Raw genomic sequence first — 14,142 nt, 5'->3', positions numbered from 1 at the left:
TACCGATGAGTCAGATCGCCGCGCGGCGGACGTGCGGAATTCGCACCGTGTCGCAGGATGACGCGCAGGATCCGCAGCCGCCGACGACCGAGCAGGTCTGGCTAGCCGCCGACGATCTGCGCGATCAGGACCACGGCGACCGCCGCGAAGACCACCACGAAAAGCACCACCGCCGCGATGCCGATGACGTTGCGCGGGTTGAGGTTCCGGCCTGCGGTCGGGTCCGGGTTGGCGGTGGCGCTGGTCTGAGCGGAGTCGGGCGGGGTCTCCCCAGGGGGAACACCCCCGGCAGGTTCCTGGCCGGGGGTGTTGCGGGGGTCGGGGTCCGGAGGCAGGGCCGTCATGTGCCGGCCTGCCGCTTCTCTTTCTCGACGTCGGACAGTTCGTCGAGTCGTTCGGCGCGCTGCTGTGACTTGACCGCGGAGCGCTGCTTGTCGGCCGCGTCGCCGAGTTCTTCCCGGGCCTCGGAGACCTTCGCGTCCTGCACGGCCCGACTGCGGTTCTCGGCGTTGCGGCGCGCCTTCTCGACCGCGGCGACCTTCTGTTCGGCGGCGTTGTCGACCTGCTTCTTGGCCTGCTCGGCACGGACGGCGGTCTCCTGAGCCGTGGCCTGCTTGCGCTGCTCAGCAGTCTGACGCGCGTCGGTGATGCGTTCCTGCGCCTCCTGCCGTGCTTCCTTGGGCGCGTTCGCGGCACGCTCGCGGCGCTCGGCGAGTTTGTTGTCGGCCTGCTGTTTCTGCTGCGCAGCCTGCTCGTCGAGCCGGGCCGCTTCGCCGAGCACCGCGGCCTTCTCGATCCGGCTGACCCCGCTGTCGACGAGCTTGGGGTCGCGCAGCGCACTGCCGGCGGCCGCGTCCACGGTTCCGAGGGCGCGCTCGAAATACAGCCGTGGCGGCGCCTCGGAGTCCAGCCGGGAAACCAGGCCTCGCTCGATCAGGTCCAGCGGCACCCGGGCCAACCGGTACTGCATCCGCAGCACCGCAAACGGTAGGTCGGTGATCTTCATCGTCAACTCCTGTGTCGTCGGTCAGCGGGACGTGTCGTCGATGCCCTCGGCGCGGGCACGTAGCCGGTCTGCTTGGGCCTGGGTGTGCACCGCTTCCCCGACCGTCTGGTTGTAGTCGTCCACCGCTTCGCCGTATTCGGCACTGGCCGAGCGGATTTCGGCACGCTCATCAGCTTTTGCGCGCTGCGCTTCCTGCTGCACCTCGGCCTCGATCTGCGCCTGCTTGCGCGCCGCCTGCTGTTGTTCGGCCGCCTGCGCGGCCTGCCGGTCGGCGATCTGCTGGTCGCGGACCTCGGTTTTGGCTTCGGCGGTCTGCATCTGCGTGCGGCGGCGCTCTGCTGCGCCTTCCAATTCGGCCTCACGGGCCTCGGCCCGAGCCGCAGCGGCCTCGGCGTCGGCCTCAGCGGCCGCGCGACTGGCCTCACGGCGTTCCTTGCCCTGTTCCTGCTCCAACTGACCTTCGGCGGTCAGCGAATCGTTGCCGGTGACGGCGCCCGCCCACTCCTTCGCCTTGCCTTTGACCGACTCGACGAAGCTCTTGCGGGTCTCGGCAGATTTGTCATTGCTGGTCATCTGCTTCTCCTTAGATCGGCCACAAGCACGATCTCTACCCGCTGAGGAAGCTGCTAAACGACTTCAGCGCGGGGCGCCGTTGAGCGTCGGACGGTCGATCATGCCGCGTTCGACGCCCCACATGGTGGCGATGGTGCGGTATTCGCCGCTGTCCATCAGGTGTTCCAGCGCCAGCAGCAGAGACTCGGCCAGCTCCGAACCTTTGCGCACGGGCCAGCCATAGGGTGCGGAGTCGAAAACGTCACCGGCAGGGACCAATTCGCCGCGACTGAGTTTGATCGCGAAGCCGGTGACCGGGGAATCCGCTGACATGGCGTCGATCTCACCGGCGATCAGCGCCGCGGTCACCTCGTCCTGGCTGGGATATACGACCATCTCGACGGGTGCCATGCCCGCTGCCGTGCACTGGCCGCTTTTTGTCGGGAGCTCTTCGGTCTCCTGCAGGGTCCCTTGTGCCACACCGACTTTCAGGCCGCACGCCGACGCCGGACCGAGTGATCGGCCGGGGCGGCGCGCCCACTGGGTCCCGGCCTGGAAGTAGGTCACGAAGTCGACGAGTTCCTCGCGCTCGCGGGTGTCGGTGACCGAGGACATCCCCACGTCGAACGTGCGGTCCACCACCGCCGGCAGGATCTTCTCGAACGCGGTGTCCCGATAGTCCGGGACCAACCCGAGTACGCGGGCCACCGCGTTCATCAAGTCGACGTCGAACCCGACGAGCTGGCCGTCGGCGTTCTTGAACTCCATCGGCGCGTACGGCACGTTCACACCGATCACCAGGCGGCCGGTGTCCCGGATATCGGGCGGCACCGTCGCGGCGATGGCCTCGATGGCCCCGTCGGGCAGCGCCGCCGACGACGTGGGGCCCTCCGTCCACGGCGCCCACTGCCACATACCGAAAGCCGCGAGGGCCACCACGACCACCACGGCAGCCGCGGCGGTCAGCGTCCTCTTCGGCACCCTGCGTTCGGTGCGCGCAGCGTGGCGGGAGGTGCCGCCGGTGCGACGCACCGGCGCGTTGAGCGCCCGTCTGGCGGCCGCGGCCAGCTCGCCGGCCGACTGGTACCGCTTGGCGGGCTTCTTCGCCATGCCCTTGGCGATCACGTCGTCGAACGCGGCCAGCCGGGGATCGACGTCGGACGGGCGCGGCACCGGGTTGACCATGTGCCCGGCGATCTGCTGCTCGAGACTGTCCGCCGGATACGGACGCGACCCGGTCAGGCACTCGTAGAGGACACACGTCAGCGCGTAGATGTCGCTGCGGTGGTCGACTTCTGCACCCTCGAACCGCTCCGGGGCCATGTAGGCCAATGTGCCCAGCGTGCTCCCGGCGGTCGTCAGGCCCTGTTCGCCGGCGGTGCGGGCCAGCCCGAAGTCGATCAGATACGCGAAGTCCTGCCCGGTGATCAGGATGTTCGACGGTTTGATGTCGCGGTGGATCAAACCGGTGCGGTGCGCGGCGTCCAGGGCGCTGGCGACCTGCTCGACGATCGTCACCGCGAACGGCGCACCCAGCGCCTTCTCCGTGTCCTGCAGCATCGTCCCGAGGTTGCGTCCCTCGATCAGGCGCATGTCCAGGTAGAGCCGGCCGTCGATCTCACCGAAACCGTGGATCGGGACGACGTGCGGCTCGTTGAGTCCGGCAGCGGCCTGCGACTCGCGCCGGAACCGCGCCTGGAACGTCTCGTCGGTGGCCATGTGGTGCGGCAGCACCTTCAACGCGACGACACGGCCGGTTCTGGTGTCGAAGGCCCGGTAGACCTCCCCCATTCCGCCCTGGCCGATCAGCTTCTCGAGCCGATAGTGCCCGAATGGTGTCGCATTCACCGGTGTTCTCCTCGGCTGCGGCCAATCGGTGTCGAATGAAAGCTACAACACAGTTCGCCGGGCCTGCCGGGCTTACGGTGCCTGCATTTCTTACCATGCCGGCGCCACCGACGTGCACTTGCGGGCCAATGACCGTCCTGCGCGTCCGCCGCACACCATCTGCGAGAAGGCCCCCGATCGGCCCGGACAGCTAATCGCCAGCGGCTACCGTGGGCGCATGTCAGCGATCGAGATGTCCCATCCGCCGGCCATCGTGCTGCGCACGATCAACCCGATTCTGCGGGGCGTGCTGCGCACCCCGCTGGGTGGTCGGATCACCGAGTTCATGCTGGTCGGTTTCACCGGCCGCAAATCCGGCCGGGGGTTCGCCGTCCCGGTCAGCGCGCACCACCTCGACGGAGATCTGTACGTGGTGCTGGAAGCGCAGTGGAAGTACAACTTCCGCGACGGCGCCGATGCACAGGTGTCCTACCGCGGCGCGACGTCGCCGATGCACGGCACCCTGATCACCGACCGCGCCGCGGTCGTCGACGTCGTTGACCGTCTGACCAGGGCCTATGGGCCGAAGAAGGCGCAGCGCATGATGGGCATGAAGTTCCCCGCCGAGCAGGCCCCGACCAGGGAGCAGTGGGATGAGGCGGTGGGCCGGCTGAAGATCGCGGCCATCAGGCTCACGCCGCGCTGATCAGGGGCCGTAGGTGTACTGCGGCTCGTGAAACCGGTTGATGATCGGGATGCGCTCGATGATCCGGTCGCGCAGCCGCGGCTGCGGAGCCGCCGGCACCGGTGGCGGGGCGACGTAGGCCGGTGGTGGCGCGACGTAGGGCGGGGGCGCAACCGCGGGCGCGGGCGCCGGCGGCAGGTAGTTCGGCGGCGGGGCCGGGGGCACGTAGGCCGGCGCGGGAGGCAGGTTCACCGGCGCGGGCGCGGCGGCGGGCTCCTCGTACACCGGGGCCGGTGCGGCCGGCGGGGGTGGCGCCGCGGGCGGTTCGGCCAGCTCGACGGCGACGGGCTCGGCCGTCGGAGGCGCCGGTGGGGCCGGCTCCTCGGGAGCAGCGTCGGCGGGCTCGGGCGCCGGGGACGGCTCGGGTGCCGGGGAGGGCTCGGGTGACGGCGCGACCTCCCGGGCCGGTTGTTCCACCGATCGCGCGAGTTGCTGTCCGGAGTCCGGTGTGAAGCTCATGCCCAGCGCCACCGACAGCGACACCACGAACGTCACCACAGCGGCGGCCAGCACTCCCACCAGACCGGCCGTCGGCGACAGCGTGCGCTTGGGCGCCGTGTCGGCGTCGAGGATCGTCACCGCGGACGCCGAGGCCAGCGCAGCGCCACGCGCCAGCGCCAAGTCGGCCTCGTCGGCCGACAGGACCGGCACGTCCAGCCGGTCGCGCAGCACCGACGCCACCGCCGCCGCATCACCGGAACCGACCACGAACACCGTGTCGGGCGCGAGACCCTCGACGTCGACGACTGCCGCGGGGTCGACCCGATCGGCGGTCACACCGTCCGGGGTGACCGCCGCGACCACCGAAGCTCCGGGCTCGGCGACACACACCACGACCCGGTCGCATCCGGCCAGATCGGCGATGCCCCGGGCCAGCGCCTCGGCGGCCTCCACATCGGACACCGCGATCACGTTCTCGACGCCGCGCCGGGTCAGTGTCTGCCACACCGCGCTGGTCACCGCCTCGGCGTCGGTGGTCCAGGTGAGTCCGATGGCGTCGACACCGCGCGGCTGGGCACGGGCGAAAAGGCCCTCCACCAGGGCGTCTGCATCGAATGACTGGGCGGCGTCGACAGGGACCGAACCCCGATCGAGCGGGGCGCCGTCGCCGTCGGCGCCATCGACGAGCACCCAGCGCAACGATGACGACGTCATCGACAAGCCGAGTACAAGGTCCATGAACACGCTTCCGATCTGTTTACGACTGACCGTCGACCCTACCGCGAGCCCTTCTGTGGGCCCAAGCTCGCGGCTACCATGCCAGCGGTGACCACCCGATTCGAAGTCCGGCGCGACGACATCCGTGACGGGCGGTGGACCACGCCCGCGGCACCCCCGTTCGTCGACGGGGCGGTGCGCATGCGGATCGACCTGTTCGCACTGACCGCCAACAACATCACCTACGCGAAGTTCGGTGACGCGCTCGGTTACTGGCAGCACTTCCCGACCGACGATCCCTCCACCGGGGCGATCCCGGTGTGGGGCTTTGCGACGGTGACCGAGTCGGCATGCGCCGGCGTGGACGTCGGGGAACGGTTCTACGGGTACTTCCCGATCGCCGACGAGGTGGTGCTCCACCCGCAAGACGTGTCCACCGCGGGGTTCAGCGACGGCGCCGAGCACCGTCGCGGGTTACCACCGGTGTACGCGCAGTACGAACGGTGCACCTCCGATGCGAGTTACGTCGCCGAACGCGAACCGCAGCAGGCGCTGCTGCGACCGTTGTTCGCCACATCGTTCCTGCTCGACGACTTCCTCTCCGCCAGAGAGTATTTCGGCGCGGACACCGTGGTGCTGGCCGGCGCCTCGAGCAAGACCGCCTACGGCACCGCCTTCTGCCTGTCCCAGCGCCGGGACGCCGACGCGGTGAAGGTCGTGGGGCTCACCTCACCGGCCAACGTGGAGTTCACCCGCTCGCTCGGTTGCTTCCAAGAGGTGCTGACCTACGACGAGGTCGCCTCCTCACTTCCCGAAAGTTCCTCTGTATACGTCGATTTCAGCGGAGATGGCACGGTCCGCGCCGCGGTGCGCCGGCGGTTGGGTGATCGGCTGGTCTACGACTGCGCAGTCGGGATGACGCACTGGGACGCCCCACCCGATGCCGGCGATTTGCCCGGGCCCGACCCGGTGCTGTTCTTCGCTCCCGACCAGGCCGCCCAGCGGGCCGCGGAATGGGGCACCGCCGGACTGCGTGAGCGGCTGGCGATCGCGTGGTCGGCCTTCATGGAGCCGGTCACCCGCGCCCACGATCCGTGGCTGGAAATCGTCACCGGACAGGGCAAGTCGGCGATCGAGGCCTGCTACACCGCGCTGCTGGACGGTCGGATCCCGGCCCGCGAAGGGCACGTCCTGACGGTCTGAACGTCATGGGAGCACTATCCCCGGCCAGTCCGGTCACCGCCAATAGATCATCGGGACCAAATCGGGACTGGGCCCCGGACTAGTCCACCGATTCGATCTCGGTGTAGCGCACCGTCCGGAAGCGGGCGGCGGCTTCAGCCCGATTGCTGACTCCGAGCTTGGTCAACACGCTGTGCACGTGGTTCTTCACGGTGTGAACGGCGATGCAGAGCCGGTCGGCGATGTCCCGGTTCGAAAGGCCCAGTTCCAACATGCGAAGGATCTGGACTTCCCGGGCCGTGAGGACCAGATCTTTCCGGTTGGGTTCACGCTGAGCCGCCAGCATGGACAGCCGCCGGAGCAGGATCGCCGAGATCCTCGGCGAGCATTGGGTCTCACCACTGGCGACCCTGCCGATCAGAGTCAGCAGATCGTCCAACGACTCGTTGCGCAGGTGATACCCGGCCACACCGGCTTCGGCGCACGCCACGATGGCCTCATCCTCGTCTTCGGCGATGCCTATCACGACAACCTGGTGACGTGCGTTGAGTTCGAAGATCGCCTGCAGCAACACGGCACATTCCCGGTTGGTGATGTTGAGCAGGATCACGCTGGCCGGCGCGGCCTCGAGGACCCGGAACAGCGACGGAAGATCCCACGCCACCAGAGTTTTCAGCTGACCGCGTTCGGCGAGCACCGACGCGAGGTTGTCCCGGGTCAGCTTGCAGTCGTCGACGATCACGACTTTCGTCTCACCCAGTACGTCCGACCGGTCCTCGGTCGGCTCGACGGCCGGACCGCCTTCGGTGACGCCGTCCGCACGAGTGAGCACGGCCACCGGTTCCGCGTCGCGCGCCGCGACGCGGAACCCGTTCGGTGTCATCGGCCGTCGATAGACACCGTCGGTCGCCGCGTGATTGCCGACCGAGTCGGCTCGACGCCGGACCCGCACCGGCGTCCACGGCGACGATGACGCAGCCGAGTTGGTATTGCCCGACCTACGCTTGATCACGTTCGTCGCCATACCCACCCCCGTAGGTCGAGTCCGACGATTGCTGTCTCAGTGTGGACCACCGCGGCCCGCTTGTCTGCCGAATATCAGACGGTGGTTGCGTTGGGCACCAAGTTGCTAGATCTACACATTAGCGCGCAGAACGGGTCGCTCTGATTTTGCCCGCTACCATCGAACCCGCCGGTAGGCATGATCCAATATGCGAAAAATAACGGCCAGAAGCATTGTCAGCAAGGTGCGCGTTGCAGCCGGTAAACATCGCAGACAGCGCCAGACGACGAACAAGCCAATGGGCTAATTTTGCTGACAATCATTGTCGCGCGCGAAATTTTGATGGCAGTAACTGCCACCCACCGGCCCCGAAGCTCAGGCAGCGCTGCTGCGATCTCGCCGCTTCTGGTCGGACGCCGCACGCCGTTGCGTGCGGTCGCGGTCGCTGGCCCGCTGCTCCGGTTCGTCAGCTGCCACTTCCGCCTCCGCCTCGTTGCCCTCGACCACGGTGTCGGCCGTCTGCGTTTCGAGTAGCTCCGCCACCTCGGCAGCGTCAGCATCAGCGGCGGGCAGCTCGTCGGCAGCCGCCGGCGCCGGCGCACTTTCCGGCGCGGGGGCCGCCTCCGGCGCGGGGGCACTGTCGGGCGCGGTGGCATCGGTCTCGGTCTCCACCGAGGCCGCCTGCGGGGTCGTGTCGGCCTGCCTGGGTCGTGGCGGGGCGAACAGCGACGCCCGGGTCGGCTTGCTGTAATCGCTGCGGTCGTAAGCTGTTTCGATGAAGGCGCGCAGCGGCGCGTCAAGCGCGGCCAGCCATGAGGCCGGCAGGATCGGCTGCAGCGGCATCAGCAGCGGTATCGGATAGGTCCGGATCACGTAGTACGCGGTGTTGGAGTCGGCGTCGAACTGGTAGTAGTCGCTGCCGGCTTCACGGGCCTCCTCGAGGTCCTCCGCGCTCAGCTCCCACTGCGTGTTGCCGTGCACCAGAGCGATACCCACCAGAGCGTTGGCCACCGCCAACGGATTCCACAGGTAGGTCGGGAAGTCCGACCAGCCGTCGTACTGCCGGGTGACGTCGATGGTGAAGTCACCGTTGTCCGGTGTGGCGCCGTTGAACGTGATGTTCACCAGCGGCACCTTCAGGCCCTTGAACCGTTGCAGCACACCGCCGTTGGGACGATTCGGGTTGGCCACCAGGACGTAGGTGTTGCCGGTGTGCTCGCCCTTGTAGATCGACGCGGCCACCGCGCCCTGGGAGAAGCCGAAGATGATGTCACCGGGAGCCGGGTCCTGCTCCTCGAGGAGCCGCACGCCCTGGGCGACGGAGGCGTCGAACGTCAGGTCGCGGAAACCACCCCGGGAGAACGGGAAAAACCCGGCGTTGTAGGGCACCTTCACATACGGCGTGTCCGGCGCCTCGACGCCCGCGCCGGTGATCACCTCACCGATGAAATCGTTGAACACCGCGTCGGTGGGGACCGAACCGATGTTGGTGCCACGCAGGTAGTGCAGCGACGCCATCAGGTCCGGACTGGTGGACAGGGTCGGCGCAACCCCCAGCGCGGCCGCCCCCGCCACGGCGACCGCCGCAATGCCGAGCGCGGACCCCGACCGCTTCTGCCGTGACTTCTTCGCTACGCGGTGCTTGGACATCGCGGTCCCCTCCCTGGTGGTCGGCCCGCGCCGCGAGCCGTGGCGAGTATACGACGAACGATTAGCTGAAGCCAGACGCGATCACACGCGGCGAAGCGTCGGGGCAAACCATCATCCACCCTGTCTGCGACGCCGGCCGTTCGGTCCTGCAGGCCGGTGGCCTCGACGCACGGTGCCGAAAACGGCGGCGCCGGAAGCAGTTCAAGATCACCTGAGCTGTAGCGGCTCATGCCGGTGACTGGAAACTGACGCGCGCGGCGAAAGCACTGTCGCTGCGGTGGACGGCGACCTACAGTTTGCTCAGCAGCAGCACGGGATGAGGAGTGAACCATGGGGGATGTTCGGGAATCCGGACGCTCGGCGGCGGGCTCGGCGCGATACGTCGGGCGGGTCGGCGGGTTGGCGTTCGCGCTCGGCGTCGGGGCCGCGGTGCTGACCGGACAGGCGGTGGCCTCGGCGGATACCGGCGACCGGGCCGGCAGCTCCTCGTCCGCGTCGTCATCAACCGAATCATCATCGTCATCGTCTTCGTCGTCGCGCACCGAACGCGGCCCGGCCGCACGGTCGGAGTCGACCTCGACCTCCACGAAGCGCACCCGCGCCGAGGCGGCGGAATCCGCAGCGGACACCGAAGCCGACCTCGCCGCCGAGGACGACGCTGTCGAGACGGACAGCGAGCCCGTGGACGACGACAGCGCCGTCTCCGCGGCGCAGGACGCCTCGATGTCGGTCGCAGCGCACCGGTCGTCGCGGACCGAGAACCGTCAGTCGACCGGCGAGGACGCCGGCGCCGACCGCGTCACGCAGGCGGCCGCCCCGACTCCCTGGCAACGGTTCTTCGACAACCAGACACCCCGCTTGGGGCACCGGCCCAGCGAGAACACCGTCGTCAACGGTGTCGTGACGGGTGAACTGCGTCCGGAAGACCCCGATTCGACCCGGCTGACCTACACCGCGACGCGACCGTCGCACGGCACCGTCACCATCGACTCCGATGGCGGCTTCGTCTACAAACCCGGAGCTACCTTCGCCGGGCAGGACCGCTTCACCGTCACCGTCAGTGATGTGCGCAGCGGCTTCCACATCCACGGTCTGGCCGGCCTGCTGAACCTGGTCAGTTTCGGTCTGCTCGGCAACAGTGGACACCGCAGCAACCAGACCGTGTTCATCGGCTACGAGCGCGCCACCGTCGTCGGCGGGCTGGACCAGCCGGTGGACTTCCGTTTCCTCGACGACGGCCGGATCCTCGTCGCCGAGAAGGCCGGCGCCATCCGACTCGTGGAGAACGGAGTGGTGCGCCCGCAACCGCTGGCCACCCTGAAGGTCAGCACGCTCGGCGAACGCGGAATCGGTGGCCTGGAGGTCGATCCCGACTTCGACACCAACGGCTACCTCTACGTCGCCTACACGACGGAGGCCCCGGTCAATCAGCTCTCGCGGTTCACCGTCGTCGGCGACACCGTCGACCTCGACTCGGAACTGGTGCTCCTGCGCTCCGAGCAACTCTCGGCGGTCAACCATCACGGCGGGGCCCTGGGGTTCGGGCCCGACGGGAAGCTCTACTGGGGTGTCGGCGACAACGCCCGACCCGGCAACGCTCAGGACCTGACGAACATCCACGGCAAGATCCTGCGGATCAATCCCGACGGCAGCGTCCCGGACGACAACCCGGATCTCGGCCTCGGCACCCTGCCCCAGATCTATGCCTACGGGCTGCGCAACCCGTTCCGGTTGACCTTCGCGCCGACGGAGCAGTTGCTGGTCGCCGATGTCGGGGCGGCGTCGTGGGAGGAGCTGAACCTGGTGACCGCCAGCGGGAACTACGGCTGGCCGGGCGCCGAAGGCGAGTGCACGAGCAACTGCGGCGGGGTGACCGACCCGATCTACACCTATCCGCGCGGCACGGGTGCGGCCATCACGTCGGTGCTCGTCTACAACGGCTCGGCGTTCGGCTCGGACTTCCGGGGCAAGGTGTTCATCGCCGACACGGTGCAGGGCTGGATTCGCGTGCTGACCTGCAGCCCGGACTTCAGCTCGTGCACCGACCCGAAGGAGTTCGACCCGGAGGGCGGGCCCACCCTGGTGCTGCGAGAAGGTCCCGACGGCAACATCTACCAGCTGCTGTACAGCGGTTCGTTGGTGCAGATCTCCCCGGGTACCCGGTCGGTCTGACCGCTCAGCGTTCGCCGAACGTGCGGTCTGGGCGGCCGCAGACGTGAAATCCCGCCACACACGCACAGTCGGCGAACACGTCGCGGCCTCAGCTTGCCAGCGCCTGGGGGGACAACTCTTTGAGCATCGCGTTCGCCCACCGCATCTGCCGCAACGCCTGCGGGTGGCAGCGTTGGGTCACCCGCAGCAGGTCGGAGTCCTTGGCCGCCTGCGCGCCCTGGGCCAGCAGCTCCCAGTCCAACGAGACACCTGCAGCCAGCCGGTGCACGTGACGTAGATCAGCCAGCAGTAACAGCGCCGGCTCCGGTCGTCGGGCGAGACGATGGCCCACCCACGCCTGGATCGCACCAGTCAGAGCCGCGGTGTGCGGATGTGCCCGCAAGGTGACGCCGTACCGCAGACCCGTCTGCGCGATCAACGCCACGTGTTCACGTGACCACAGCGCGAGACCACCTGCGGTATGAAAGATTTCGTGCTCGCTGCGGTGCCGGTCGGCCATCGCATCCAGTGATCGCGCGAGCCGCAACTCCGATCGATGCAATTCACGCAGCGCCAGGGACAGTTTCGTCATCGTTACTCTCCTCGGACCGCGGGATCTGCGCCGAGCCCGGCCGGGCGCAGGCGTGCGGCCGCGGTCTTGAACAAAGGTTGCTTGGACACCGGGTCCCACTCGGTGATCGTGAGTTCGTTTGCGGCGCGGTGGTGCTCGTCGGTGTCGGTGTCCCAATAGCCGTAGTGGAACGGCAGGAACAGCACCCCGTCGCGGATCTCGGTGATACGGACTGCGGCAATCACCTCGCCCCTCGGGGTGGTGATGGACACGGGATCGCCTTCCCGCACGCCCGACCGCTGGGCGTCTCTGTGTGAGATCTCCACCCACACCTGCGGAGCGGCCGCGTCGAGCTCCGGAGTGCGGCCGGTTTTCGTTCTGGTGTGGAAGTGGTAGACGGTCCGTCCGGTGATCAGAGCGAAGGGATACTCGAGTGACGGACGCTCGTGGGCCGGAACGTATTCGGCTGCTTTGATGATCGCCCGTCCGGTGGGGTTCAGCGCCCGGTACTCGGTCGGTTCCAGGGGAGCGCCGGTGATGAGGTCCTTGCCGTAGGCCTCGCAGTAATCGGGATGGGACCAGAACCGGCCGTCGGCATAGATGCGCTCGGTTCCCTCGGGATGCTCGGCGTTGCACGGCCATTGGACGCCACCGGCGCGAAGCTTGTCGTAGCTCAGCCCGGTGTAGTCGCAAGGACGTCCGGCGCTGCATTGCTGCCACGCGCGGAAGGCCGACTCCGGGTCGGTCCACCCCGGCAGCCGGGCGCCGTCGCGGTCACGGAAATCCATCCGGTGCGCGAAGTCGAGCAGGATGTCGAGATCGGGCCTGGCTCGACCCGGCGGGTCGACGGCCTTCTCCGACAGGTGCACGGTGCGGTCGGCGTTGGTGAACGTCCCGGTCTTCTCCCCCCACATCGCGGCCGGCAACACCACGTCGGCCAATGCGGCGGTTTCGGTCAGGAACGCATCCTGCACCACCACGAACAGCCGTTCCTGGGCCAGGATCGATCGGATCCTGCGCAGTTCGGGCAGCGATACCGCCGGGTTGGTCGCGGTGATCCACAGCATCCTGACCGTGCCCTGCTCGGCGTACCGGAAGATCTGCATCGCGTGCGTGGGTGGCGCGTAATGCGGGATCTGCATCATGTCGATGTTCCACAGGTCCGCCAACTCAGCGATGTGAGAATCGTTGGACCAGTTGCGGAAACCGGCCAGATCCCCGTCCGCTCCGCACTCGCGGGTGTTCTCCGCCGTGGGTTGCCCGTTCATCTGCAGGATGCCGCAGCCCGGTCGTCCGAGCATCCCCCGCACCAGGTGGATGTTGTTGACCTGGACGGCGGCGGCGGTGGCCTGGTGCGACTGGTAGAAGCCCTGCAGAACCGTCGACAACAACCGTTGCGACGTACCGATCAGCCGCGCCGCGGCACAGACATCGTCGGGGTCGACTCCACAGATCTCTGCCACGCGTTCGGGCGGGAATTCCTCGACCCGCTTGCGCAGTTCGTCGAAGCCGACGGTGTGGGCCCGCACATAGGTGTCGTCGACCCAGCCGTTTCGGACGATCTCGTGCAGCAGGCCGTTCATCAAGGCGACGTTGGTCCCGGGCAGCGGCGCGAGATGGACGGTGGCGTGCCGGGCCACCGGCGTCCGCCGCGGATCGACGACCACCAGCGCCGGCGGGTCGTCGCCGGCCAACCGGTCGAGCATCCGCATCCACAGCACCGTCTGGGTTTCGGAGACGTTGTGGCCGTACAGGGCGATGACGTCCGCATGGTCGACGTCGGTGTAGCTTCCTGGCTGTCCGTCACAGCCGAACGATTCCTTCAGGGACTCCGCCGCCGTCGCGGTACACAGCCGGGTATTGCCGTCGACGTGGTTGGTTCCGATGGCGCCGTGTGCGATCACGCCCAGCGTGTAGTACTCCTCGAGGAAGAGCTGGCCGCTGGTGTAGAAGGCCATCGACGACGGCCCGAGGTCGCGCAGCAGGGTTCTGCTGCGCTCGACCACCGCATCCATCGCGGTGTCCCAGTCGGTCTCGACCAGTTCACCGTTGCGCCGGATCAGCGGGCTCGTCAGCCGGTCCGCGGCGTGGTTGGCCTGCCAGCCGTACAGATCCTTGACGTCCACGCGGCCGTGATTGACCCGGTCGTCGGCGCGGCCGCGCACACCGACGATGCGGCCGTCGCGGACTGCGATGTCCAAACCGTCTCCGTTGGAATGCAACACCGCCGCCGACGGGACCCACCGCTCGACGTCCTGCTCGGTGACACCGTCCTCCAGGTGCATGTCGACCCGTGC

12 protein-coding genes are annotated in these 14,142 nt (G+C 68.2%); 3 read left to right on the top strand and 9 right to left on the bottom strand.

The features are described 5' to 3' along the window. Positions 1 to 101: 101 nt before the first annotated feature. From ACAG25_RS20935 to ACAG25_RS20920, 4 genes are all read right to left on the bottom strand, one after another. Positions 102 to 344 (bottom strand): DUF6480 family protein, encoded by a 243-nt coding sequence (locus tag ACAG25_RS20935; RefSeq protein ID WP_370490398.1) that lies wholly within the window; start codon positions 342 to 344, stop codon positions 102 to 104. Further along, the gene (locus ACAG25_RS20930; RefSeq protein WP_370490397.1) at positions 341 to 1,006 is read right to left on the bottom strand and encodes an IF2 family translation initiation factor; all 666 of its coding nucleotides are present in this window, start codon (positions 1,004 to 1,006) and stop codon (positions 341 to 343) included. Before ACAG25_RS20930 ends, ACAG25_RS20935 begins: the two co-directional genes overlap by 4 nt. A gap of 21 nt (positions 1,007 to 1,027) precedes the next feature. Further along, positions 1,028 to 1,579, bottom strand: coding sequence for a CsbD family protein (locus tag ACAG25_RS20925; protein WP_370490396.1), 552 nt, complete (start codon positions 1,577 to 1,579; stop codon positions 1,028 to 1,030). Positions 1,580 to 1,642: 63 nt separating this feature from the next. Beyond that, positions 1,643 to 3,406: a bifunctional serine/threonine-protein kinase/transporter substrate-binding domain-containing protein gene (locus tag ACAG25_RS20920; protein ID WP_370490395.1), complete on the bottom strand. Its 1,764-nt coding sequence runs from the start codon at positions 3,404 to 3,406 to the stop codon at positions 1,643 to 1,645. A gap of 217 nt (positions 3,407 to 3,623) precedes the next feature. Between ACAG25_RS20920 and ACAG25_RS20915 the strand changes: the two genes are divergently transcribed. Beyond that, positions 3,624 to 4,091 carry a hypothetical protein gene (locus ACAG25_RS20915; RefSeq protein WP_370490394.1) on the top strand — a complete coding sequence of 156 codons (468 nt, stop codon included), beginning with the start codon at positions 3,624 to 3,626 and terminating at the stop codon, positions 4,089 to 4,091. Here ACAG25_RS20915 and ACAG25_RS20910 read toward each other — a convergent pair whose 3' ends face one another. Beyond that, positions 4,092 to 5,309: a hypothetical protein gene (locus tag ACAG25_RS20910; RefSeq protein WP_370490393.1), complete on the bottom strand. Its 1,218-nt coding sequence runs from the start codon at positions 5,307 to 5,309 to the stop codon at positions 4,092 to 4,094. Between the two features lie 87 nt (positions 5,310 to 5,396). Between ACAG25_RS20910 and ACAG25_RS20905 the strand changes: the two genes are divergently transcribed. Then, the gene (locus tag ACAG25_RS20905; protein WP_370490392.1) at positions 5,397 to 6,491 is read left to right on the top strand and encodes a DUF2855 family protein; all 1,095 of its coding nucleotides are present in this window, start codon (positions 5,397 to 5,399) and stop codon (positions 6,489 to 6,491) included. A gap of 79 nt (positions 6,492 to 6,570) precedes the next feature. Here the strand turns inward: ACAG25_RS20905 and ACAG25_RS20900 are convergent, their stop codons facing one another. Continuing rightward, positions 6,571 to 7,353 carry a LuxR C-terminal-related transcriptional regulator gene (locus ACAG25_RS20900; protein ID WP_370490391.1) on the bottom strand — a complete coding sequence of 261 codons (783 nt, stop codon included), beginning with the start codon at positions 7,351 to 7,353 and terminating at the stop codon, positions 6,571 to 6,573. A gap of 495 nt (positions 7,354 to 7,848) precedes the next feature. After that, positions 7,849 to 9,123, bottom strand: coding sequence for a PE-PPE domain-containing protein (locus tag ACAG25_RS20895; RefSeq protein ID WP_370490390.1), 1,275 nt, complete (start codon positions 9,121 to 9,123; stop codon positions 7,849 to 7,851). A gap of 330 nt (positions 9,124 to 9,453) precedes the next feature. Here ACAG25_RS20895 and ACAG25_RS20890 point away from each other — a divergent pair, with 330 nt between their 5' ends. Beyond that, complete coding sequence (locus tag ACAG25_RS20890) at positions 9,454 to 11,295, top strand: PQQ-dependent sugar dehydrogenase (RefSeq protein WP_370490389.1); 1,842 nt, start codon at positions 9,454 to 9,456, stop codon at positions 11,293 to 11,295. 88 nt (positions 11,296 to 11,383) lie between these two features. On the opposite strand, the gene ACAG25_RS20885 is transcribed toward ACAG25_RS20890, so the two are convergent. Both ACAG25_RS20885 and ACAG25_RS20880 read right to left on the bottom strand, forming a co-directional pair. Then, on the bottom strand, positions 11,384 to 11,866 hold the full coding sequence (locus ACAG25_RS20885) for a hypothetical protein (protein ID WP_370490388.1): 483 nt from the start codon (positions 11,864 to 11,866) through the stop codon (positions 11,384 to 11,386). A 2-nt stretch (positions 11,867 to 11,868) separates the two neighbouring features. Continuing rightward, positions 11,869 to 14,130 carry a molybdopterin oxidoreductase family protein gene (locus ACAG25_RS20880; RefSeq protein ID WP_370490437.1) on the bottom strand — a complete coding sequence of 754 codons (2,262 nt, stop codon included), beginning with the start codon at positions 14,128 to 14,130 and terminating at the stop codon, positions 11,869 to 11,871. Positions 14,131 to 14,142: the final 12 nt, after the last annotated feature.

The sequence above is a fragment of the Mycobacterium sp. pV006 genome (genome assembly GCF_041287115.1).
Taxonomy (GTDB): Bacteria; Actinomycetota; Actinomycetes; order Mycobacteriales; family Mycobacteriaceae; genus Mycobacterium.
This window is presented reverse-complemented; position numbering and strand designations above follow the sequence as displayed.